Raw genomic sequence first — 22,986 nt, forward strand, 5'->3', positions numbered from 1 at the left:
TTCAGCGCATGACCAGCTTGATGGTGTTGAGCAGTTCGTCCGCCGAGGCCGGCTTGACGATCCATCCCGACGCGCCCGCGGCCTTGGCTTCGGCCTTCTTCGACTGCTGCGATTCGGTGGTCAGGAACAGGATGGGCATGAAGCGGTAGTTCGGCAGCTTGCGCACTTCCTTGATGAAGTCGATGCCGTTCATGCCGGGCATGTTGAGGTCGGTGATGAGCAGGTCCACTTTCACGCCGGACTGGAACTTGCCCAGCGCCTCGGCGGCGTTGCCGGCTTTCTCCACGCCGTAGCCCGCCTTGGACAGGATGTTGGAAATGGACAGCAGGATGGTTGCGGAGTCGTCGACCAGGAAAATCGTTTTCATTGTTCGGTGCCAGATTTGCAGGATGAGGAGGACAGGCCGGCCGCGTCCGTGGGTGTGGCCGGCAGTCCTTCTTCATATCACTTAACGACTACACCGAGAAGGGACTTTAGCCTTCGCTGATGGATAAATGCGCTTGTGCTGCGGTGTGGGCGTGGTGTAGTGCAGCCGTACTGCAAATCATCCGCATCGAACTCGGCGCAACCCCGGCGGCGACGCTAGACGCCGTGCTGGCGTAGCCAGGCATGCAGGCGGCGCTCGCCGTCCTCCGCCTCGGTCTTGCGATAGCTCGGACGGTAGTCGGCATGGAAGGCGTGCGGAGCTTCCTGATAAACGATCAGTTCGCTGCGGCTGCCGGCCCGCTTCAGGGCGTCACGCATCGCCGTCACGTCGTCGAGCGGAATCCCCTGGTCCTTGCCGCCGTACAGTCCGAGCACCGGCGCGTGCAGGCGGGCGGCGATGTCGATCGGGTGCTCGGGGGTGAGCGCCGAGGGTGCGCCGTCGAGCCGGCCGTACCAGGCGACCGCGGCCTTGAGGCGTGGATTGTGCGCGGCATACAGCCAGGCGATGCGTCCGCCCCAGCAGAATCCGGTGATTGCCAGTCGCGCCGGGTCGCCGCCGTGCGCGGCGGCCCAGGCGGCGCAGGCATCGAGATCGGCCATGACCTGCGCGTCCGGCACCCTGGATACGATGGTTTCCAGGATGGCGCCGACGTTGTCGAGCTTGCCCGGATCGCCCTGGCGGAAATAGAGCTCCGGCGCGATCGCGAGATAGCCCTGCCGGGCCAGTCGGCGGCAGACGTCGCGGATGTACTCGTGCACGCCGAAGATCTCCTGCACCACCAGCACGGTGGGCAGCTGCCGGCCGCCGGTGGGACGGGCATGGTAGATGGGGAGCCGATCGGCGCCGATTTCCACCGTGGCGTTGCCGTGCTCGAGACCGGCGGCATCGGTGCGGATGACGGTCGCGTGGACCGGCTGCACCGCCAGCGCGAAACCGGCGCCGAGCGCGGTGGCGATGAAGCCGCGGCGGTCCACGTGCGTGGCGGGCAGCAGGCTGTCGAAGTCGACGGCGGTGCCGCGGTGCTGCTGTGGGTCGGGGCGAGTGCGCATCGGGTTCTCCTCGGCGGAGCGTGGAACGATGGAACAGGGCTGGTCTGGCAGATGATGCCGTCGTGGCCGAATTGTTCCCGGCGACCGCGCGATGCCCTTGCAATGTTTCCGGACGCATGGTGTAGTCGGTTCGCCTCGTCCGTACGGAGGCGTATTGCAATCACAAAGACATGAGAGAGGAGATCCGATGAGCCAGCCTACGATCAGCCGTTTCCCGGTACCCGAACTGGGCGACCTGCCCGACGACATCCGCGAGAAGATTCTGGCGGTGCAGGAGAAATCGGGCTTCGTGCCGAATGTCTTCCTGACCCTGGCGCATCGTCCGGACGAGTTCCGGGCCTTCTTCGCCTATCACGATGCCTTGATGGAGAAGGATGGCGGACTGACCAAGGCCGAGCGCGAGATGATCGTGGTCGCCACGTCCGGTGCGAACAGCTGCCTTTACTGCGTCGTTGCGCATGGTGCGATCCTGCGCATCCGCGCCAAGAACCCGCGCCTTGCCGACCAGCTTGCAACCAATCACCGCAAGGCGGAGATCACCCCGCGCCAGCGTGCGATGCTCGACTTCGCGCTCAAGGTCGCGCTGAACTCGGCGGCGGTCGAGGATGCCGATCTCGAGGCCTTGCGTGCCGCGGGTTTCAGCGACCAGGACGCCTGGGATATCGGTGCCATCGCGGCATTCTTTGCGCTCAGCAACCGCCTGGCGAATCTGGCCAGCATGCGACCGAACGACGAGTTCTACCTGCTCGGGCGACTGCCCAAGGGTTGAGCGTTCGCAGCCGATTTGGCGCGGTTTTTCCCGCCTTATCGGCAGACCGCCCGGCCGCCGCCAGCCTTAATCTGCTCCCATGCGTGGAAGGGGCGCCCGCCCCGGTGTGGAGCAGGAAAATGGACGTCGAATACCTCGAGTGCGAGCTGGAAGTCATCGAGCTGGATGGGTTCGATGCGCCCGAGCCTGACGCTGCCGCCAGCGCGGAGGCCATCTTCATGGCCTGGTTCACCGATCTGCGCGGCCGCTGCGACAGCGATGCCGGGGTGGTGCGGGACTGAAGCCCGGGGGCAGCCGCGCCCGGTTGGCTCGGAATGCGTTCGCAGTCGCAAAAAAATGCCCGGACATCGTGCCGGGCATTTTCTCGTCCGAGGCGGGGTGGCCCGCCTGCGGCTCAGCGGCGGCGTGCCGGTGCGTGAGACGGAGCGCCGGACGCACGTTCCGGGAGGTGGCGGAAGGTGATCCGTCCCTTGCTCAGATCGTAGGGCGACATTTCCAGCGACACGTTGTCACCGGCGATGATGCGGATGTGGTGCTTGCGCATCTTGCCACCGGAGTAGGCAATCAGGCAGTGACCATTATCGAGGGTGACGCGGTAGCGACCGTCGGGCAGCACCTCGGTAACGGAACCATGCATTTCGATGAGTTCTTCCTTGGCCATGTGTGGGCTCCTGTTAGTTTGTGCCGGCGTGTTGCCGCGATTGCGGTACGCCGGAGGGCTTGCCTCCGCCGGGGCAAGCATCGGGCCGGAGAGCGCCTGGGGCAGGTGCAGCCATGAGCGGTCGGGCCGGGTCGGCACGGTAAGCGGCGGGCCGAGTGAGGGTGGCGCGTCGACGCCCAGGGGCGAGAGACGTGAGCGGCGCGGAATGCGAGGAGAACGCGTCGCGTGACAGCGGCCGGAATGCCTTCAGGGCAGGGGGCCGCAACGGGCGGGCAGCGGATCGGTGTTGCGGATCGCGCCCGCGGCTCGGAATCCGGTCAGGCGGGCGTCGATGCAGCGGAGATAAGGTCGCGCGCCGGAGGGAGACAGAATCCGAAAAGTAAATAGCCAGGCCCGAGCCTGGCTATTTACTGCATTTCTGGTGGTGTAGAACACCGTAACTAACAACCGTGCTCTACCAACGCTGCGGATTATAGCGCAAATCGGCGGGCTTAGAAGCGCTAACAAAATGCCCGTTATGTCTTTCGCAAGTAGCGCCAGCAGATGATGCAGCAGGCGATCTTGAGGAAGGCTTCGTGAATGAAGGCTAAACGCTCGAAGCGGATGCGTAGCCGCCGGAAGTTATGGAGCCAACCGATGGTGTGTTCGACGACCCAGCGGGTCTTGCCGAGACCGCTGCCATGCGGCTGGCCGCAGCGGGCGATCTGAGTCTGGATGCCCACCGCGTGCAAGGGGCGACGTTATTTGTCGTGGCCGTAGCCACGATCGGCTTGAATCAGAGACGGTTTGGACAAGGGGCGGCCCCGTTTGCCACGGATCGGCGGAATCGCCTCGACCAGCGGGAGCAGTTGGGTGACGTCGTTGCGATTGGCGCCGGTGAGAATCACCGCAAGCGGGATGCCTTGCGCTTCGGTGATGAGATGGTGCTTGGAGCCTGGGCGAGCGCGATCGGTGGGATTCGGTCCTGTTTTTGACCGGCCCCCACAGGGTAATCCCCCCGGCAAATAGGGGCGCTCAGAAGTAGAATTTTCTCGGATCGAGGGAGTTCTACAAGATGAAGACATCGAGGTTTTCAGACAGCCAGATCATCGCTGTGCTCAAGCAGGCGGAGGCTGGCAAGCCGGTTCCGGAGCTGTGCCGGGAGCACGGCATCAGCTCGGCGACGTTCTACAAGTGGCGGGCCAGGTTTGGTGGCATGGATGCGTCGCTGATGGCGCGGCTCAAGGAGCTCGAAGTGGAGAACGCTCGGCTCAAGAAGATGTATGCAGAAGAACGGCTCAAGGCGGAGATCGTGAAGGAGGCCCTCGAAAAAAAGTGGTGAAGCCATCTCGCCGGCGTGAGATGGCTTACCAGGCCGTGCAGCAGCGCGGCGCGAGCATACGCGTGGCGTGTGCGGCATTCGGGATCAGCGAAACCTGCTACCACTACCAGGCAAAGTGCTCGGCCGAGAATGCCGAGATCGCCGATCACTTGATCCGCCTGACCCACAACCAGCGCAACTGGGGCTTTGGCCTGTGCTTCTTGTACCTGCGAAACGTGAAGGGCTACCGCTGGAATCACAAGCGGGTGTATCGGATCTATCGCGAGCTCGAGCTCAATCTGCGCATCAAGCCGCGAAAGCGGATCGTGCGCGAGAAACCCGAACCGCTGGCGGTACCCAAGGCGATCAATCAGTGCTGGTCGATGGACTTCATGCACGATCAGCTGGCCGATGGGCGCAGTTTCCGACTGCTCAACATCATCGATGACTTCAACCGCGAAGCGCTCGCCATGGACATCGATCTGTCCTTGCCCGCCGAGCGGGTCGTGCGCGCGCTCGAACAGGTGATCGAATGGCGAGGCAAGCCAACGGCGATCCGCAGCGACAACGGACCGGAATATGTCGGCAAGACGCTGACCGAGTGGGCACAGAAGAACGGTGTTCAGCTCAATCACATCCAGCCCGGAAAGCCGCAGCAAAATGCCTACGTCGAGCGCTTTAACCGCACCGTACGCTACGACTGGCTCGGTCACTACCTGTTCGAGTCGATCGATGAGGTCCAGGATTACGCCACCCGCTGGCTCTGGCTCTACAATCACGAGCGCCCCAACATGGCCTTGGGCGGTATCACCCCAAAGCAGCGGCTGGCCATCGCCGCATAGCTCTACTTCTGGCTGCCCCTGAAAATGGGGGGATTACCACAGCACGGATAGACGAGGAATCGACGATGGTACGAGACCAATCAATGCGACCGGCAGCGCGAAGCCGCGCAAGCGGCACTTCGTGCAGCCGATCCCACACGCCCGCTTCCTGCCAGGCCCGCAGTCGTCGCCAGCAACTCATCCGCGAGCCGCAGCCCATCTCCTTGGGCAGCATCTCCCAGGGGATGCCCGACTGCAGTACGAAGAGGATACCGGTGAGCACCTTGCGATCGTCCAGGGGCTTGCGCCCGGGATGTTTCGCTCGGCGCGGCCGCGGTGGCGGCAACAGCGGTTCGATCAGTGCCCACAATTCGTCGTCCAGTGTCGGTCTTGCCATCCCCTCTGCCTCGAGAAACAAGGCAGAGGTTAACAAATGAAATCAAAGGTGAACAGCCCTTATTGCCATTTTGTTAGAGCTTCTTAGGCGGAAGCTCAAAGCTCGGCATCCAGTTCCGTACTGAAGGAGAACGGTACGGCGTGTCGGATGACTTCACCGCTTGCCGAATCCACGATTGCGATCCTGGAAAACACCTCATTGCTGGCCAATAGCTGATACACACCCTCAAAACTCAAGGTAGAAAACTCCCGCCTAGACTTCATCAAGGTCACAGTTTTCCTTCTGATTTCAAGTCATGGGAAGACAAAAATAACAGAGAGATAACACCCGTTAGCATCCCAAACCAAAGCGTCACTAAGCGAATTGAAATTGCCAAGGACATTGCACTACCGTCGCCTACGCCGCGATCTAACAACTGAAAAACCAGTGCAACCTCCATTGCGCCGAGTCCGCCAGGGAGCATACTCGCCGCACCGAACAAAGTTGCTTGCACGAAGATCAACACGCAGTCAGCAACTGAAATGCCAGTCCCCAAAATATGGCAGAACCAGGAAAACACCAGTGCTTGCGTCCCATAGGAAAGCATCGCGACAACCGAAAAAGCAGAAACTCTTGGCAGGATCCACACTTTCGCCCAAGCTTCAAGTGTCGCTTGCCCGCCCTTGATGGGGAGCCAAGTCAAAGAACGTTCTAGTCGGCACCATCCAGTGCTGGCAACTGGGTGTGATAACAGAGATGCGAAGGTGAGACTTCCGAGCAGGATGAGCGCAAATGACAGAAGCCATACCCAAGCAAAATGCTGTCCGGCCATGGTGGCAGCTAGGGTACCCAGAAAAATCATCCCTAAAACATCCGAACCCCTGTCAGCAAGGAATGCCGCGAGGCTGTGCGTAACCTTCACTCCATGGTGAACCAGTAAAGCCGAGCGAAACGTTTCCCCAGCTTTTCCTGGCGTCGCAGTCAGCGCAAGCCCAGAAAGGTAAATGCCAAAATGAGTAAATTTGGGCACGCTAATCTCGAGACACTGAAGAGAATACTCCCATCGCCCAAAGCGCCATAGATAAGAACTGCTCGAAAGAAGGGCACCAATCAGCAACGTCTGCAGTCCTAAAGCAGCGAAGGCTGTCACTGTTTCCTGCCAACCAAACCAGAAAACGCCAGCCAGATAGAGCAGCGCCCCAGTGGTAACAAACCGCACAATGGCCCGAATGGTGCGCTGCTCAAGAAGAGCAAGCTGAAGTCGAGCGACGAACTTGCTCATCGAAAGGTTAAAAACTTATGGCCGAAATAGCTGGTGACTACCGGCACAACCACACCAACCAAATGACCCAACGCCTCAGCATGGTCCTGAATGCCAACCGATGGCAGCGCCCAGCGAGCGAGAAGTAGACTGATTGCAAGTGTCTGAAGGACCGCTAAAAGGTTTACGCCTACGAACTTGGTCACCTGTGGCGCAAGAGGGCCCTGACTCGCATTGAAAACATGCCCTCGCATCAGTAGAAAAGCGATCAGCATCCCCACCAGATAAGCGAAAAAGACCGCGACACCGTAGGCAAAAAAAATACTGAATACAAACCGCGAGCCAAAGTTGGCGCCGGCAGCAATGCCCCCGGCCACGAGAAAACGCAGAAATTGTGGCGCGATCATTTCCGATCAGAACCCGTGTCTTGCCCCGCAGCCATTTTTGCCATTTGCCGCCCGAATCCAATGCTTTCCGAGATACCCCGGTCTTCCGGATAGTAGTAAGACGTATCAGCCACCCATAGTCCGCGCACGGGCAATTCAACTGGAGGTAGCTTATCCAAGTAACCCGGATCACAGATGGGCTGCGCGTAGCGATAACGGCTGGCGCGTATATCCACAAAATCCTCATCGGTCAACGATGGATTAATCTTCTTTAGATAGCGCCGCACTTTGTTTAGAAAGGCCTCATCCGGCTCAGCAAACAAGGGGTTCTCACCCGGAACGTAAAACGGCACATACACAACATGCTGGCCAAGCGGCCGCAGATTCGTGTACTCAACCAAGCCAGGTACATCCATCTCTGGGTCATTGGTGTTCAACCAGAAGTTCTCGGTGACTGCCTTCTTGAGCTTGGCAATCACACAGACGACTGCAATATTCTTGATCGCCTTGAATTTGGCCAAAACGTCCCCTGGCAAATCCGGCATGAGCTTAGGCACATAAGGCAGCGGAATCGTGCTGATCACCTTATCGAATGCTTCAAGCTGGCCCGAAACCTGAACCCCTAACACCTTGCCCTCACGGATGACGACCTTTTCAATGGCTGACTTGAAGCGAATATCGCCGCCCCGGGCTTCAATGGAGGTCTTGAGTGTATTTAGCAAGGTACTGGAACCGCCTTCAAGGTATCCCAGTTTCTCGCGAAACAAGCTGTAGCGAGAGCGCCCAATGCGTCGGATACGACTCCATATCCACGCCGCAGATAGCCCTTCGGAATACTCGTAAAATTTGTAGTCAAATAGCCGCCGCCAAAGCACCTCCCAGGCTTCACTACCCACCCAACGCTTGATCCAGCCACTGGCTTCCACTCTATCTAGGGGCCGCCAGTCATCGCGTTTGATGGAAAGGAAGGCATGCAAGCCGTAACGGAATTTGGCCATAAAGCTCAAACCACTAAATTTGAGCAATGCAAAAGGATTGCCCCACGGCTGCAAACGCGCCTGGTACCAGTAGCCCATCTTGGTTTCAGTCCAGCGTATCTTGTCGGAAATTCCCAACTCCTCGAGTATTTTAAGGAAGGCGTGATCCGATATGCAATGGAAGTGGTAGTAGCGCTCGATCTCCAGGCCACCAAAGTCAAAAGTGGCGGTCATGCCACCTACACGATCGTCCGCTTCGAACAGTACCGGCTGGTGCCCATCAAGTGCCAGCTGGTAAGCGACCGCCAAACCCATGGGGCCAGCACCCAGCACCGCAATTCGCTGACCCATCTCAAAACTCCAGTACGACGCCGCTGTAACGCGGATCATTGAATGTCTCATCCAAGGCAGCCTTGAATGGCGTGTACGGAACACCGAAAATACCCGGCCAATCGATCACCTCAAATTCATCCTTTGCACTCAAAGCGGCCAGTTGCTGGGTAGTAAAAGGTGGGTTCTTGTCAAATAACCCCCACACCCATAACAATGCATAAAAAAGTGAATACGGAATACGCATGATCAAAGTCTTTGCGCGGGTCGCCCGCTTGATCTCTCGAATCATGTCGATATAGTCAACCTTCTCATGACCGGAGATGTTGTAGACGCCATCGCGAACGCGATTCTCAATGCAGCTAATGATGATGTTGGCAAAATCACCGACATACAGTGGCTGACGCATGTAACGCCCGTGCCCCGGGATAGGGAACACCGGGACCTTCTTCATGAATCGGGACAGCCACCCCAGATGTTTGCGGTCGAACCAACCAAACATCAATGTCGGGCGTAGCACGGGGCATGCGAGTCCGCTTTCCAACACCATCTTTTCCTGGTCTTTCTTGGTGTTGGTATAGAAATCATCCGCGACCGACTCCACCACTGAAGAACTGATGTGTACCAAATAAGGCACATCATTAGCCTTGATTGCCTCCAGAATCAGCCGGGTTGAATCAATATTGTTACGCACAAACTCCTGATATTCGTTACCCCCAATCTGCGCTTGCAGCATCACAACCACATCTGCGCCCACAAAGTGCTGTAGCCAGTCACCGTGTTCGGCAAGGTCAACATATTTAACAGTGATATCAGGTTGTAACCGTTTTAGCACTTCAAGATTGGAACGATGTTTATCGAGAACAATGATATTGGTGTAACCATTTTCTTTCAAACGTGCGACTAAGTTTTGGCCGACAAGACCTGCTCCGCCTGGCAAAACAATTTTTTGATTTTTCATAATATATTTGCAGAAATTTGGATGTTAATCTTGAATTGTTGGCATACGAATAAGCGATTTCCATATGAATACGCCAAGCCCATCAAGAATTTTCCATTCAACGATGAAACATCAGCAACCACCTCAAATCCGGAATCGTTCAAATGAGGTTGCTTAAAATAGGCACCAACATCCGGACGTGACGCCCTCTGCGTTTCTATTAGCCAAACTCTTCCCTGGTCATTTTTTAAAGTAATATAGGTCTTATCTGAGTTTTTTATATCTGCCCCAGAAGTTGACAGCCAACCATTAACCCCCATAAGCCAATCAGAAGGCACCTCAGAACCAGAAGGTGAGGCACCGTTTACGGAATCAATATAGCCGTCGCATTTTTTTTCACTGACTAGTTCCGCCTGATCGGGGATGTCTGTGGGCCGCTCATAATGGTGGCGATCATATTGCAAAGAGAATAGTCTGATCTGATAATCGTCATTCCATAGAGCACCCAAATCCGTCGGCTCGATAGAAAATGAAGCAACTTCCTTTTCCGACGAAAAACTTGAATTAGCAAAAACCGAACTAAAATCTTTGGTATCTTCAATTAATGGAGAAATGACAAAACCAGACTTTGCCATGCCAGAAACAATTCTATATTTTCTTGTAGATCCGTTTTTTAGGGTCAAATTCAGCGCTAACATTCCTGGTTTAAAAAATGCGTTACTAACATCACCAAGAAAATTTCTCTTTAGGGTAATTTCGGCGAAAACAACACCACCGCCTCGGGGAACAGCAATCGTCTCGCCAAGTCGAAAACTTCCTTTTAATATGCCATTAAGCTTCTGGCTAACATCGCCTGCAGGCTTACCGCGCCTAAGGAATAAGTAGCCATCTATTGAATAATTTGGCTTGTAATCGGAAAGGATGATTGGCCAGCTAGCGCCATCTTCGAGCGCAGGCAATCGACCATCGATTGGTTGAGTTTTAAAGATCAAATATTCTGGACCATTAATTAAGTGATTTTTGTTAAGCTCCGACAAAGATGGTGTATAAGCCGAGTAGCTTTGAAAAACTGGACGGGGGTTCCATTTGTTACCAGAAGCAACTAAAATGGTTTGCTCGTAAGAATATATATCCGCTGCGCCATCAAGCATCGGAAAATGGCTGCGCGCCTTAAGTACTGCCATCTGATTGACAAAAAGCTCTTGAAACTTTCCGGGTTCGAATATCCGCACCTTGGTTCCATTCCACGCATTCTCATAAGTCGACTTTAAGCGACTCAACATATCTGCAGTACTAGTTCTTAGATGTGATGCGTCGATTAAAATCCACGCTGCAAAAGAACATGCAATTAGTGCTGCCACGCCTCTTGGCTCCAATAAAGTGGCCCCTAGTATGGCAGATAGAATAATCATGCAACCTGCAATTGTTGCGTGCACATCGTGCCGTACGAATCCTGCCTTAAAAGACAAAAACAGAATAAAAGCAAACATTAAAGGCATGACCAGCCTTAGAGGAAAGACCTCGGTATTGTGATCATACAAAAGAAATATTGTGACAAGTCCAGCAACCAAGAAGGCAATAACCTCGTGTAAACTACCATTTACAGCCATTGCCTCCGTGTATCCACTGATAATAGGAATTGACGAGATAACGTATTGAGGCAGCGCGCTCAAAGGCTGGCCAGAAACGGACCAAAAAATCAGCATGGACAATATTGGAGACAGGCAGATGAGCAATGCGTAAAGGTGTTTTTTTCTATAGGTCAGCATGAATGCAGAGATAAAAAAAATCCCCGCGCAACTAATAAAATTTGATGCTTTAATTAGCGGCAAAAGACCAAACGCCGAAAACAGCAAGGCCATGATAACTGATGTGTTTAAAACACCATCAGAATCAAGTTTATTGGAAGTCTCTGATTTATATAGACCGACACCAACCAGCAAGGGGTAAAGAAAATATAGGTGATCTTTTAAATAGACAGTCGCACCAAAAAAAAATAAAAAGGCCAATTGAAGAATAAGATTGCAATTCCTAAAATTAAGCCAAGCCGCCATAAAAAAAACAAATCCAAGATAGGCTCCAGAATAAACCATCAAATAATCCATCGATGGTAAATATCTGTTTGTTAAAATGGATGCGTATGGCCCATAAGTAAATACAATATCCCTCCCAAATACCAGTCCTTGCTCTAATGCTTGGGCCATTCCGAATTGCCATGAAGGATCAAGCCCTTGTTCGGGCATGCCCGGAGCCAATGGAACAAAAATAGCAAACGCCGTAAAAAATAGTGTTGTTGCAAATAAAAAGCCAATGGCCATTTGAAAGCACCGGCTGGCGGGCATGAAAAAACCATTTTGCATCGATGAAGCAGTGTTTTTCATATTGCGAGTTTTTTGAATATAAAATCCGGCAGATGCCGAACTATCATCATTACAATTTGCCAGATCCTCGGTGTATAGATAACTTGTTGCTCAATTGCTATGCCATGAACAATATCCGCAGCCACTTTATCTACTCTTGCCAATTTTGCACCAGCTGCTTTAATGTGCGCCGTCATCGGGGTATCGGTTGGGCCTGGCTTTATCAGCACCACCTTTACACCAGTACCCGCGAAACGATGCTGCAAGCCTTGGGCGTAGCGCGTAACCAGTCCTTTGGCTGCTCCGTACACATAGTTGGACTTGCGTCCCCTGTCACCGGCTACCGAGCCAATCAGGGCTATGGTGCCGTGGTTGACTTTTTCCATTTCTTTGGCAAAGGCCTCGGCGTAGAGAACGGGTGATATCCCGTTGATCTCCAATGCGTCGCGGCAAGACTGAAGGTCGTTCTGGCACTCGGTTTGGTCGGGCAGCGATCCATGCGCAACCAGGACGATATCAACGCGCCCCGATTTGACGATATCTCGAACCGTGGCGTTTATGGCTTCGGGGTCCAGAAACTCAGCCTGGACGACCCGAATCTCGGATCGCGGGCTACGGACCTTCAGGTCTGTTGCAACCCGCTCAATGCGCTGGGTATCGCGGCCCACCAGTGTTAGGTCGGCCGGCTGCTTTGCCAGCCAGAGCCTGGCGCAGTGCTCGGCGATTGCCGAGGTAGCGCCAATGATGGCGATTCTTTTCTTGTTGTTCATTCAACTTCCCATCAAACGGCGTGAGAGACCAGAGCTGATGCCAGGGTCCCTGTATTTCATGAATTCAGCCAGGCGTGGATAGCCTGCTTCAAAGAGTTCTCTGGGCATTCGTGCATCCTTGGCTAGATAGATGCGGCCTTTGGCCTCACGCACGATGGCATCAAGACGCTCGAATAGCTTGTGGGTGCGATCCCCATGATTCGGAAAGTCCAGTGCCAGTGTCACCCCTGGCTGCGGAAAACTCAGCATCCCCACCGGCTGGCGGCTGCCAAAAGTCTTCAAGACGGCGAGGAACGAACCGTCTCCCGATCGGGCGATTTCTTTGAGCATGGCCTGAACCGCGTCTTGCCCAACTTCGCGTGGAACCACGCTCTGGTATTGGAAGAAGCCCTTAGGTCCGTACATCCGGTTCCACTCGAGCAAGTTGTCGAGGGGGTAGAAAAACGACTCGTAGTGCATCATGGCCCGTCCGGCCTGCCACTTTTTGAGGTGGTAGTAGGCCATGTTGAAGGGACGCAGCGACAGCCGATTGACTAAGGAAACTGGTGGAACCATCGGCATGGTCAGCTTACGCCCTTGAGGTGCCGGGCGATCTCCGACATTGGTTGGGTTGCCGCGCATGAACAAGCCGCGCCCGCCGCCTCCTGTGATGCAATCGATCCAAGAAACCGTGTGTTCCCAATCGGCCTCCGAGTCATCGGCAAGCTGGAAAAACTCGCCGAGGTTGGCATAGGTAACGGTCTCGGTGTCCAGCCATGGGCCAGCCACACGGCGCAGTTGGATCTCGGCTTGCGTGATCACCCCAGTAAGGCCCAATCCACCGACAGTGGCTGCAAACCAATCTGGCTGCTCATTCAGGCCACATTGGATGACTTCTCCATCGGTGCGAATGAGGGTAAGGCGCTGTACGTGATCGCCGAAAGAACCCAGTACATGATGGTTCTTGCCGTGCACATCGTTGGCAATGGCGCCTCCAACGGTTATCAGTTGGGTACCAGGTGTTACCGGCAGAATCCACCCGCGCGGAATGGCCAGCCGCTGGATGTCTCGTAGCAGCACCCCAGTCTCACACATAACTCGGCCAGTGCTATCGTCGAATGCGATGAAGTGGTCGAGCCCGGTTGTGCACCAGAGCGTGCCTCCCGGATTCAGGCAGACGTCACCATAGCTGCGACCCATGCCATACGCCAGGCCCGGCGCGGCTGAATTCTTGAAAGACGCATGGATCTGGCCGCGATCACTGAGTGCGATCACCGCATGCTCTTCCATTGATAGGCGCCCCCATGAGCTTATTGCCACCATGGAACACCCATGGTGCCGGCGACCAAAATGGCAGCAAAAGTAGCGCCTGCGCCAAGACTTGCGCGATCTTTGACTGCAAATACGAGTGGATCGTCGTGCATTTTGCCCCGATGAGCTTGCATCCACATCCAGCTTACCCAGAACAGCATGACGGGCACTGCTCCCCAAATTAGCTCAGGTACTGCGTAAAGCCTAAGCACGGCATCACTGTTCAAATAAAGGGCCAACACCAAGACGGAAGAGTAGCCAGCCACAATTCCCATTGTCTGGATAAGTGATGCATCTGCGGTATGGTATCCGCGTCCGTGAATTTTCTCCTTTCCGCTGAGCAATTGAACTTCCAACTCAGCGTAGCGTTTGACGAATGCAAGGGAAAGGAACAGAAACACCGAGAACGCCAAAAGCCAGAAGGAAAGGTCATGCCCAACAGCTGCACCGCCAGCAATAATTCGCAAGGTATAAAGTAACGCTAGCGTTAGGCAATCGATCAACATCAATCGTTTTAGGACCCAAGAGTAGGCGCAGGTCAAAGCAAAGTAGACAATGAGCCAAGACAAAAACTGTTGCCCAACCAAAGCGGCCAGGCCCAGACTGACGATCAAAAGCAGAGGCGCAACGAGAACTCCTACCCACGCGGGCACAACTCCAGAGGCAAATGGTCGGCTTCGTTTTCTGGGATGTAGGCGATCGCTCTCGAGGTCGAGCAAGTCATTGGCGATGTAAACCGATGAAGCACAAAGGCTAAACGCCACGAAAGCAAGTATTAGAGATCCCCAAGCGGGACCATTCCCCAAATCATGCGCAGCGAATAGCGGGGCAAACAGAAGAAGATTTTTCAGCCACTGATGGATCCGTAGAACCCGACGCCAAGAGGAAAACCCGATAGGTCTTTTAGGAAATACTCGTTCAATCGTTGAGATATCATGGGCCTTTTTGACCAGTTCGCTCGATCCATTAACGACTACTGCCTTGTGCGCTTGCGACCATACCGGCAAATCTTTATGGGAATTACCAGCATAGTCATACCCATGATGCTCGAAGCGATGGACCAAGGCTGCGGCTTTATTTTCACCTGCGATATTCAAGACACCGTCACTGGCGATGACTTCGTCAAATATACCCAAGTGACCCGCAATAAGATCGGCGATTTTTCTATCGGATGCCGTACACAAGATCAGACGCCGGCCTGCAGCGCGCTGTTGCTTGAGCCATTCAAGCAGCTCCTCGTTGTATGGAAGTGTTTTGGGGTCAAATTCCGTTCGAGATGCAAGGTGTCGCTTCAGAAAAGCCTTGCCTTTTATTAGAAGAAACGGGATGCGGAGTGTGTCAAAAGGGCTGTCCCTAAATACTCTTAACGCAGATTCGTGTAGCATATCGGAATGGATTAAAGTGCCATCCAAATCCACTACAAGCGGCTTCTCAAGCAAAACGATTCCCCTACGGCCATTTCCAAAACGGCTGATCGCCGCACATGATCTGCTCATTTTAACCCTCGGGGGGGCGGACGTCATCCTTTAGGAATATCGACATCATTTCCTGCTCGCATCGAAGTGTGAATCGCCCCGGGTTTTGCGGAGGCTCCAACTCTTGAGAAGATGGAGCCATGAAGAAGACAACCAAGTTCTCCCCCGAAGTGCGCGAGCGCGCCGTGCGCATGGTGTTCGAGCAGCGCGGCGAGCACGGATCACAGGGGGCGGCGATCGAGTCGATTGCCGGCAAGATCGGCTGCAGCGCGCAGACGCTATCGAACTGGGTTCGGTAGTACGAGCGCGACACCGGGCAGCGTGATGGGGTCACCACTGCGGAGGCGGCCCGCGTCAAGGAGCTTGAGCGCGAGTTGCGTGAGCTGAAGAAGGTCAACGAGATCCTGCGCCTGGCCAGTGCGTATTTCGCGCAGGTGGAGCTCGACCGCCGCAACAAGTGATGAACGGTTTCATCGACGCGCACCGCGAGTGCTTCGAGGTCGAGCCGATCTGCAGGGTACTGCAGGTCGCCCCGTCCGCTTATAGATGTGCTGTGGCTCGCCGCCGCGATCCGGCCTTGCGCTGTGCGCGGACTCGTCGCGACGAGGTGTTGGCTGACCACGTTGAGCGGATCTGGCAGGCGAATTTGCAGGGGTATGGAGCGCGCAAGGTGTGGCGGCAGTTGCAGCGCGAGGGCATCGAGGTCGCCCGCTGTACGGTCGAGCGGCTGATGTGGGCCCAAGGGCTGCGTGGTGCGATGCGAGGCAAGGCAGTACGGACCACTCGGCCCGATCCGGCAGCCCCCTGTCCGCTCGATCGCGTCAATCGACAGTTCGCCGCGCAGCGCCCGAACCAGCTTTGGGTCTCCGACTTCACCTATGTCTCGAGCTGGCAAGGTTTCGTGTACGTCGCCTTCGTTATCGACGTCTTCGCTCGCTACATCGTGGGTAGGCGCGTCAGCCGATCCATGCACACCGAATTCGTCCTCGACGCCCTGGAGCAGGCCCTGTGGGCGCGCCAACCGGAACGCAACGCTTTGATCCATCACAGCGATAGTAAGAATGTAAGAGCCAGTTGTTCCCGGGTGGTCTGCCTCTCACAGGGATCGACCAATCGGGCTGGTGCTGCAGGTGTTCCAGGTAGCCTGACTCCCACTCCGATCGACCTTGTGTCTTTCCCCGGACCTGTCGGCCGCCTGGGAACATCTCGCAGCGAGGCTGCGCCTCGCCGATGCGTGTGACCCGAGAAGGGCCTGACGTTCTGTCACGTTACTGTCCTGTCCAGGTGTTCGGTCGTGGCTAACCATGCTCATGCCAATCAAGCTTGGAGACCGATCATGCAGGATGCTCAGCAAGACAGCGCACGCGTGGTGGGTGGCGTCGATACCCACAAGGATCTTCACGTCGCTTCGGTAGTCGACGAGCATGATCACGTGCTCGGCAGCCAGTGCTTTGCGACCACGCGCCAAGGTTACCGGCAGATGCTGCAATGGATGCGATCGTTCGGCACCCTCACACGGGTCGGGGTCGAGTCGACCGGCACCTACGGCGCAGGTCTGCTACGCCATCTGCAGGCTGCCGGGGTGACGGTGCTCGAAGTCACCGCGCCCGATAAGCAAGATCGCCGTCGTCGTGGCAAGGACGACGATATCGATGCGCAGAACGCTGCTCACGCGGCCTTCAACGGCAAGCGGACGGTCACCCCCAAGACCCGCGACGGGATGATCGAATCGTTGCGTGTCCTGAAAGCATGCCGCAAGACTGCGATGGCCGCACGCCGCGTGGCCTTGCAGTTGATTCACAATACCGTCGTCTGCGCACCCGACGAGTTGCGTGATGCATTGCGCAAGCGGACTCGCATGCAGCTTGCTTGCCGGCTGGAGGCCCGATCTGTCTGATTATCGAAATGTGTCATCTGCATACCGGATTGCACTGAAGTCCCTTGCGCGCCGCTACCTTGAGCTGCACGACGAAATTGCCGATCTGGATTCCATGATCGGCGCCATCGTCGACGAACTCGCGCCGGAGCTCGTCGCTCGAAACTCGATCGGTCACGAGTCCGCCGCGCAACTTCTGCTGACGGCCGGCGACAATGTCGATCGTATCGGCTCGGAGGCGAGCTTCGCCGCGTTATGCGGCGTAAGCCCCGTCCCCGCGTCATCTGGACAGGTTACACGTCACCGATTGAATCGCGGTGGTGATCGGGCCGCCAACAGCGCCTTGCACATCATCGCCATCGGCCGGCTGCGAACAGATCCTCGCACCAAGGACTATGTTGCCCGCCGCATTGCCGAGGGGGCATTCAAAGCTTGAGGCTATCCGATGTCTGAAGGGGTACATCGCGCGCGAAGTCTATACGCTACTTCGGCGGCGGAACCTTGACATCAACCGAACGCGAATTTCCGCTTGACAAACAGAAGGGCGTCCGTAGCTCGCAGTACGTCTCGATCCGCTACAGCGAGCGACTGGCGGAAGCGGGCATCGAGCCGTCGGTCGGCAGTCGGGGGGACAGCTACGACAACGCGCTGGCCAAGACCATCAACGGGCTCTACAAGGCAGAAGTCATCCACCGGCGAGGATCTTGGAAAAACGTGGAAGCGGTCGAGCTGGCCACCCTCGAATGGGTCTCATGGTTCAACCTCCACCGGTTGCTTGAGCCGATTGGGTAGATTCCGCCAGCCGAAGCCGAGGCAAACTACTACCGCAGTCGAACTGAGCAGGCGGTTGCTGCCTGACTCAAACAGAACGGCCTCCGCAAAACCCGGGGCGTACATGGACGCCCCCGGTATGCCCAGCTCTCATGTGATGATGGTTTGAAGGCAAGGTTGCAACCGTACATTCGGACTTTCGCTGCGGCAAAGCCGCTGTTCCTGGTGGAATGCGCTGGTCGGGTCCAGATCGATTCAATGCACTCGAAGTGCGTCGCCCCGGATGGGTTTGGCCAACCACGGTCTTACCTGTTTCGCCATCACTGCATGATTGCCGGTGCAATCGGTGGAAGTGCTTCCTGTTCTGTCTTTTGTGCGTTCGGTTCTGCTTACGCGCCTGTCAGTCTCGGCACGTAATCGACCTGGAACTCACGGTCGTAAGCGAGCAAGGCCCAGATGGTCCTCGCGTTCTTGTTCGCCAAGGCAACGGCAGCGACATTCGGATTTCGTCGGCCGAGCAGGTTGCTCAGCCAAATATTCGACGTCGCATGGCGCTTGGCCGCCAGAATCGCGGAGCGCGCTCCGTGGATCAGCAAAGTTCGCAGATACACATCACCATGCTTGCTGATACCCAGCAAAGTGGGCTTCCCTCCACTTGAGTGCTGTCGCGGGACGAGGCCCAGCCATGCCGCCAGTTGCCGGCCGTTCTTGAAGCTTCGCGCGTCGGCGATCGAGGTCACCAACGCCGTAGCTGTAAGTGGTCCGATCCCAGGAGTTTCTTCCAAGCGCTGGCTGAGCCCACAACTGCGGTGCCATTGCTTGATCTGCGCCTCGAGTTCGTTCACTTGTCGATCCAGCTCCATCAGATGTGCATAGAGGCGGCGCATCAACTGCCGGAACACTTCCGGAAGCTGATCGCCTGCTTTCTCGACGACTCCCCACAACTGATTGCGCAGCGAACAGATCCCCTTTGGGAGCACAATGCCGAACTCGGCAAGCAATCCACGGATCTGGTTCGCCTGCCCAGTGCGTGCCGTGTCGAAGCCCTGCCGGACGCGGTGCAACGACAGCACCGCCTGCTGCTCAACGCTCTTGATCGGCACGAATCGCATGTTCGGGCGCGCGACCGCCTCGCAGATCGCCTCGGCATCCGCTGCGTCGTTCTTGTTGGTCTTCACGTAGGGCTTCACGAGCTGCGGCGACATGAGCCCCACTGAGTGTCCGAAGCGCTGCAGCACGCGCGCCCAGTGATGTGCGCTGCCACACGCTTCCATCCCGACCAGGCACGCAGGTACGTTGGCTATGAACTTGGTTACTTGGTCACGCCTGAGTTGCTTACGGAGAACGGTCTTGCCATGTTCGTCGACGCCGTGTAGCTGGAACACGCTCTTGGCAAGGTCGATCCCACTTGTCCTAATCTCCATGGCGGACACCTCCTCCGTATCGAGTGGTTGATTAGCGCCTCCACTCTGGCACATCGATGCCTAATCGGGTGGGGGCGTCCATCCCATTGATTCAGACTCCCCACACCACGAAAAAGAACGGCCGGCGCTATCGGTACTACGTGCCCTACCTTGAAAAGCGGTAAGGCGCAGGCGCCTCCGCCCAGACAGGCCGTCGCAGCATGGGGCCGTTGCCTGCAGCCGAAATCGAACGCGCAGTGCTCAGCCAGGTACATCTGGTACTGCAGGCACCGGATTCGATCCCATGGAGGTGCTGGCATGAACGGCGACGTTCACATCTACCGCACGGCCCAGCGCAAGGTCGAAATTACTGTCACCGGCGAGGCACGCCAGTTCGAGGCTGGTGGACAGTCCGTGACGTTTGTGCCGCTGACCATTAAGCGCCGCAGCTACAGCAAGGTAACGGTACCGCCGCCAGGCAGCCAGAGCACCAAGGTCAAATCGTCGTTTGATCTGCCGCTGATCCGCACGTTGGGAAAGGCCTACTACTGGCAACGACTGCTGGACATTGGCGCAGTCGCTGCCACAGAATTGGGCCGGCAGCTGCGCCTGGAGCCCGGTTGGGTCGCCGACGTATTGCGGCTGACACGATTGGCGCCGGACAGCGTCCAGGCCCTCCTGGAGGGGCGTCAGCCGCGTCACCTGAACCAGCATGCGGTACGCGGCCGCCAGGCCGAGGTGCCTGTCGATTGACAGGAGCAGCGGGTGCTCTTTGGGTTCGCAAAATGACACGCTGTACAGGACAGTGCCCGTCGAACCGCTATCAGCGGCACAGGTGTAACCTACTGGCAGAATAGGCCGTTTGCGTGTGCCAGTTGTGCGCGGTTCTGCATATTTTTTGAGAACAGAGAGCAGAACAGGGGCGAACCAGCCGAGATATGGCGGAAATTTGAGTGGCATCGTCGGATGCCCGGCGCACGCAGTATGGGCCGGAAGCCCGCGTGCCATGGAGGAAAGCCAGAAATGGAAAAGGCCGACTGAGAACAGTCGGCCTTGAATAGTGGTGGGTCGGGCGAGACTCGAACTCGCGACCAACGGATTAAAAGTCCGCTGCTCTACCGACTGAGCTACCGACCCGAAAGCAAGCGCGTGACTATAGAGGACAGACGGGGTCGGGGTCAACAGCGCGCGGCGGTCTTGGCTGCTTCAGGTACCGCGCATCAGCAGCCGGTACTCAACCTTCATCGTCAGCGCGGCGCCGGCGACGATGGCCGCGGTGGTCAGCATCGAGCCCAGCGCCAGGGTGGAAAAGCCGCTGATGCCCTGGCCAATTGTGCAGCCGAGCGCGGTGACGCCGCCAAAACCCATCAGCAGGCCGCCGGCGATATGGCGTACCAGGTCGCCGGATTCGCGAAAGCCCTCGATGCGGAAGCTGCGGGTGACGAGTGCGTAGAGCGCCGAGCCGGCAACGACGCCGAGCGAGCTGGCGATGCCGAAGGTGAGGACGCGTGAGCGATCGCTCCACAGCATCAGCAGTTCCAGCGTGTAGGCAAAGGGCGCCACGAAGGAGAGCGACTCGGCGCGGCCGCTGTTGGTGGCGATGAAGGCTTCTTCCAGGGTTTCGGGATGTTCGGCGACATGGCCGACATGGCCGGTGACATACCAGCCGGCGACGCACAGCGCACCGATCACGATGCCGCCGAGCAGGAGGTCGGTGCGCCAGGCGGTGCGGCTGGCCAGGGCACCGACCAGCAGGAGGCCGCCGACCATGCCGGCGGCCAGTGCCAGGGCAGTCGCCGGTGCCATGCCCTGGCTGGCGAGAAAGGCGGGCAGGGCCTGCCCGTGGGACAGCTCGACTGCCACCGGGTCGAGCAACTGTACGCGCCAGACCGCGAACAGGCCACGCAGCGTCATGTATGCGCCGATGGCGAGGAAGACGAAGACGATCAGCGACTTCAGGTTGCCACCGCCGATCCGGATCAGGGTCTTGCTGCCGCAACCGGAAGCGAGCGTCATGCCGACGCCGAAGCAGAGGCCGCCGACCAGGTTGGACAGCCAGAGCACGCGGTTGCCGGCGTAGATCGTGCGGCCGACGTCGAACAGCCCGGCCAGTTGCAGGGCTGTCGTGCCGAAAATCGCCACTGCGATCGCCAGCATCCACATCCGCATGCGGTTCCAGTCGCCGAAATTCACGACGTCGGAAATGGCGCCGAGCGTGCAGAAATGGGTCTTGTTGCCGACGAAGCCGAACGCCAGCCCGATGAGGAAGGCGAGCCCGGTAATGGTGGAGGCGGCGACCAGGGGTTCATCCATGATGCGTGAGCCGGAGCGGATCGAGTCGCGATTCTAGTTCAGGGCAGCTGATAGGGCGTCGGGTCGGGCACGCCGGCAGCCTCGAAGCCGCCGCGGCGCAGCCGGCAGGCATCGCAGCGACCGCAGGCGCGGCCGGCGTCGTCGGCCTGGTAGCAGGACACGGTGATGCCGTAATCGACCCCGAGGGCGACGCCGCGACGGATGATGTCGGCCTTGGACAGGTCGATCAGCGGCGCATGGATGGTGATGTGCTTGCCTTCGACACCGGCCTTGGTGGCAAGGTTGGCCATGGTCTCGAAGGCCTGGATGAAGGCGGGGCGGCAGTCGGGGTAGCCGGAATAATCGACCGCATTGACGCCGACGAAGATGTGGCGCGCGTCCAGGACCTCGGCCCAGGCCAGTGCGATCGACAGCATGACGGTGTTGCGCGCGGGCACGTAGGTGACCGGAATGCCGCTGTTCTCGCTGTTCTCGGGCACCGCGATGGTCGGATCGGTGAGCGCGGAGCCGCCGAACTGGCCGAGGCCGACGCTGGCGAGGCGATGCTCGCGGGCGCCGAGCGCGGCGGCGACACGCTGCGACGCCGTCAGTTCGGCGGCGTGGCGCTGACCGTAGGCGACCGACAGGGCATAGGTTTCCAGTCCCATGTCGCGGGCGATGGCGAGGCAGGTGGCGGAGTCGAGGCCGCCCGACAGCAGGACGACGGCGCGTTGCGTATCAGTCATGGCGAGGTCCGGAAAACGGGGAGCTGCCGCGGCGACGGGCGCTCAGCGGCCGCGCGCGTCGTTCCACAGCACCTTGTGCAACTGTAGTTGAAAGCGAACCGGCAGGCGGTCACGCACGATCCACTCTGCGAGCGCGGCGGGGTCGAGGTCGCCGGCGACTGGCGACAGCAGCACGGCGCAGCGGGCGGCGAGATCATGCTCTTCGAGCATCCGGCGCGCCCATTGGTAGTCGGCCTCGTCGGCGAGGACGATCTTCACTTCATCGCGGGCAGCGAGCAGCGGGATGTTCTCGAGCCGGTTCTTCGCGGCCTCGCCCGAACCCGGTGCCTTGAGGTCCATGATGCGCGACACGCGCGGATCGACCGCGGCGATATCTAGCGCGCCGCTGGTCTCGAGCGAGACCGAGTAGCCGGCGTCGCACAGTGCAGTGAGCAGCGGCAGGCAGGCCTTCTGCGCAAGCGGCTCGCCGCCGGTGACGCAGACGTGGTGAAGGCCGTGACCGGCGACCTCGGCCAGTACCGCGTCGAGCGTGCGGTATTCGCCGCCCTGGAAGGCGTAGGCGGTGTCGCACCAGCTGCAGCGCAGGGGGCAGCCGGTGAGCCGGACGAAGACGGTGGGCAAGCCGACGCGGGTCGATTCGCCCTGGACCGAGGCAAAGATTTCCGTCAGCCGCAGCCGTACCTCCCGGGCTGCGACGGGCATGGCG

19 protein-coding genes, 1 tRNA gene, 5 pseudogenes and 1 other annotated feature are annotated in these 22,986 nt (G+C 57.7%); of the genes and pseudogenes, 7 read left to right on the forward strand and 18 right to left on the reverse strand.

What is annotated here, in order from left to right; all coding sequences use genetic code 11:
- Position 1: 1 nt before the first annotated feature.
- The gene (locus tag CJ010_RS02690) at positions 2 to 367 is read right to left on the reverse strand and encodes a response regulator (protein WP_141016613.1); all 366 of its coding nucleotides are present in this window, start codon (positions 365 to 367) and stop codon (positions 2 to 4) included.
- Positions 368 to 582: 215 nt separating this feature from the next.
- Entirely contained in the window at positions 583 to 1,476 is an 894-nt protein-coding gene (locus tag CJ010_RS02695) for a dienelactone hydrolase family protein (RefSeq protein ID WP_141016614.1), read from the reverse strand.
- 187 nt (positions 1,477 to 1,663) lie between these two features.
- Between CJ010_RS02695 and CJ010_RS02700 the strand changes: the two genes are divergently transcribed.
- Positions 1,664 to 2,245 (forward strand): peroxidase-related enzyme, encoded by a 582-nt coding sequence (locus CJ010_RS02700; RefSeq protein ID WP_141016615.1) that lies wholly within the window; start codon positions 1,664 to 1,666, stop codon positions 2,243 to 2,245.
- Between the two features lie 119 nt (positions 2,246 to 2,364).
- Positions 2,365 to 2,526, forward strand: coding sequence for a hypothetical protein (locus CJ010_RS25090; RefSeq protein WP_168224889.1), 162 nt, complete (start codon positions 2,365 to 2,367; stop codon positions 2,524 to 2,526).
- Positions 2,527 to 2,639: 113 nt separating this feature from the next.
- Here the strand turns inward: CJ010_RS25090 and infA are convergent, their stop codons facing one another.
- Complete coding sequence (gene infA, locus CJ010_RS02705; RefSeq protein ID WP_141016616.1) at positions 2,640 to 2,906, reverse strand: translation initiation factor IF-1; 267 nt, start codon at positions 2,904 to 2,906, stop codon at positions 2,640 to 2,642.
- A gap of 515 nt (positions 2,907 to 3,421) precedes the next feature.
- Positions 3,422 to 3,889, reverse strand: a pseudogene (locus CJ010_RS02710) (IS5 family transposase); the annotation flags it as partial.
- 71 nt (positions 3,890 to 3,960) lie between these two features.
- On the opposite strand from CJ010_RS02710, the gene CJ010_RS02715 reads away from it, so the two are divergent.
- Positions 3,961 to 5,048 (forward strand): IS3 family transposase gene (locus tag CJ010_RS02715; protein ID WP_141016617.1). Its coding sequence is split into 2 segments (ribosomal slippage): positions 3,961 to 4,213 and positions 4,213 to 5,048, totalling 1,089 coding nucleotides; the frame shifts between segments, so codons are not numbered across the junction.
- A gap of 37 nt (positions 5,049 to 5,085) precedes the next feature.
- Here CJ010_RS02715 and CJ010_RS02720 read toward each other — a convergent pair.
- From CJ010_RS02720 to CJ010_RS02760, 9 genes and pseudogenes are all read right to left on the reverse strand, one after another.
- Positions 5,086 to 5,424: pseudogene (locus tag CJ010_RS02720) on the reverse strand (transposase); the annotation flags it as partial.
- Positions 5,425 to 5,692: 268 nt separating this feature from the next.
- Positions 5,693 to 6,685 carry a lysylphosphatidylglycerol synthase transmembrane domain-containing protein gene (locus tag CJ010_RS02725; protein WP_141016618.1) on the reverse strand — a complete coding sequence of 331 codons (993 nt, stop codon included), beginning with the start codon at positions 6,683 to 6,685 and terminating at the stop codon, positions 5,693 to 5,695.
- Positions 6,682 to 7,071, reverse strand: a complete 390-nt coding sequence (locus tag CJ010_RS02730) for a GtrA family protein (RefSeq protein WP_141016619.1) — start codon at positions 7,069 to 7,071, stop codon at positions 6,682 to 6,684. Before CJ010_RS02730 ends, CJ010_RS02725 begins: the two co-directional genes overlap by 4 nt.
- A complete protein-coding gene (locus CJ010_RS02735) occupies positions 7,068 to 8,417 on the reverse strand; it encodes an NAD(P)/FAD-dependent oxidoreductase (RefSeq protein ID WP_240794482.1) in 1,350 nt (449 codons plus the stop codon). The genes CJ010_RS02730 and CJ010_RS02735 overlap by 4 nt, the downstream gene beginning before the upstream one ends.
- The gene (locus tag CJ010_RS02740; protein ID WP_141016620.1) at positions 8,380 to 9,318 is read right to left on the reverse strand and encodes an NAD(P)-dependent oxidoreductase; all 939 of its coding nucleotides are present in this window, start codon (positions 9,316 to 9,318) and stop codon (positions 8,380 to 8,382) included. The genes CJ010_RS02735 and CJ010_RS02740 overlap by 38 nt, the downstream gene beginning before the upstream one ends.
- Entirely contained in the window at positions 9,315 to 11,678 is a 2,364-nt protein-coding gene (locus CJ010_RS02745; protein WP_141016621.1) for a DMT family transporter, read from the reverse strand. Before CJ010_RS02745 ends, CJ010_RS02740 begins: the two co-directional genes overlap by 4 nt.
- Positions 11,675 to 12,427 (reverse strand): SDR family NAD(P)-dependent oxidoreductase, encoded by a 753-nt coding sequence (locus CJ010_RS02750; RefSeq protein ID WP_141016622.1) that lies wholly within the window; start codon positions 12,425 to 12,427, stop codon positions 11,675 to 11,677. The genes CJ010_RS02745 and CJ010_RS02750 overlap by 4 nt, the downstream gene beginning before the upstream one ends.
- Positions 12,428 to 13,696 carry an FAD-binding oxidoreductase gene (locus CJ010_RS02755; RefSeq protein WP_205754880.1) on the reverse strand — a complete coding sequence of 423 codons (1,269 nt, stop codon included), beginning with the start codon at positions 13,694 to 13,696 and terminating at the stop codon, positions 12,428 to 12,430. It lies immediately after the preceding gene.
- Between the two features lie 20 nt (positions 13,697 to 13,716).
- Positions 13,717 to 15,213: a UbiA family prenyltransferase gene (locus CJ010_RS02760; RefSeq protein WP_240794483.1), complete on the reverse strand. Its 1,497-nt coding sequence runs from the start codon at positions 15,211 to 15,213 to the stop codon at positions 13,717 to 13,719.
- A 119-nt stretch (positions 15,214 to 15,332) separates the two neighbouring features.
- Here CJ010_RS02760 and CJ010_RS02770 point away from each other — a divergent pair.
- From CJ010_RS02770 to CJ010_RS02785, 3 pseudogenes are all read left to right on the forward strand, one after another.
- Positions 15,333 to 16,246: pseudogene (locus tag CJ010_RS02770) on the forward strand (IS3 family transposase); the annotation flags it as partial.
- Positions 15,611 to 15,727 (forward strand) — a sequence feature (AL1L pseudoknot). Its footprint overlaps the pseudogene before it by 117 nt.
- 282 nt (positions 16,247 to 16,528) lie before the next feature.
- Positions 16,529 to 17,601, forward strand: a pseudogene (locus CJ010_RS02780) (IS110 family transposase).
- A gap of 16 nt (positions 17,602 to 17,617) precedes the next feature.
- Positions 17,618 to 17,926: pseudogene (locus CJ010_RS02785) on the forward strand (integrase core domain-containing protein); the annotation flags it as partial.
- A gap of 302 nt (positions 17,927 to 18,228) precedes the next feature.
- Here the strand turns inward: CJ010_RS02785 and CJ010_RS02790 are convergent.
- Complete coding sequence (locus tag CJ010_RS02790) at positions 18,229 to 19,263, reverse strand: IS110 family transposase (protein WP_141016624.1); 1,035 nt, start codon at positions 19,261 to 19,263, stop codon at positions 18,229 to 18,231.
- A 297-nt stretch (positions 19,264 to 19,560) separates the two neighbouring features.
- Here CJ010_RS02790 and CJ010_RS02800 point away from each other — a divergent pair, with 297 nt between their 5' ends.
- Positions 19,561 to 19,995 carry a hypothetical protein gene (locus CJ010_RS02800; protein ID WP_141016625.1) on the forward strand — a complete coding sequence of 145 codons (435 nt, stop codon included), beginning with the start codon at positions 19,561 to 19,563 and terminating at the stop codon, positions 19,993 to 19,995.
- A gap of 308 nt (positions 19,996 to 20,303) precedes the next feature.
- On the opposite strand, the gene CJ010_RS02805 is transcribed toward CJ010_RS02800, so the two are convergent.
- From CJ010_RS02805 to queE, 4 genes are all read right to left on the reverse strand, one after another.
- A tRNA-Lys gene (locus tag CJ010_RS02805) sits at positions 20,304 to 20,379 on the reverse strand.
- Between the two features lie 69 nt (positions 20,380 to 20,448).
- Positions 20,449 to 21,555, reverse strand: coding sequence for a YeeE/YedE family protein (locus CJ010_RS02810; RefSeq protein ID WP_141016626.1), 1,107 nt, complete (start codon positions 21,553 to 21,555; stop codon positions 20,449 to 20,451).
- A 38-nt stretch (positions 21,556 to 21,593) separates the two neighbouring features.
- On the reverse strand, positions 21,594 to 22,280 hold the full coding sequence (queC, locus tag CJ010_RS02815) for a 7-cyano-7-deazaguanine synthase QueC (RefSeq protein WP_141016627.1): 687 nt from the start codon (positions 22,278 to 22,280) through the stop codon (positions 21,594 to 21,596).
- Between the two features lie 42 nt (positions 22,281 to 22,322).
- Positions 22,323 to 22,982 (reverse strand): 7-carboxy-7-deazaguanine synthase QueE, encoded by a 660-nt coding sequence (gene queE / locus CJ010_RS02820; RefSeq protein WP_141016628.1) that lies wholly within the window; start codon positions 22,980 to 22,982, stop codon positions 22,323 to 22,325.
- Between the last annotated feature and the right edge of the window lie 4 nt (positions 22,983 to 22,986).

The sequence above is a fragment of the Azoarcus sp. DD4 genome (genome assembly GCF_006496635.1).
GTDB lineage: Bacteria > Pseudomonadota > Gammaproteobacteria > Burkholderiales > Rhodocyclaceae > Azoarcus.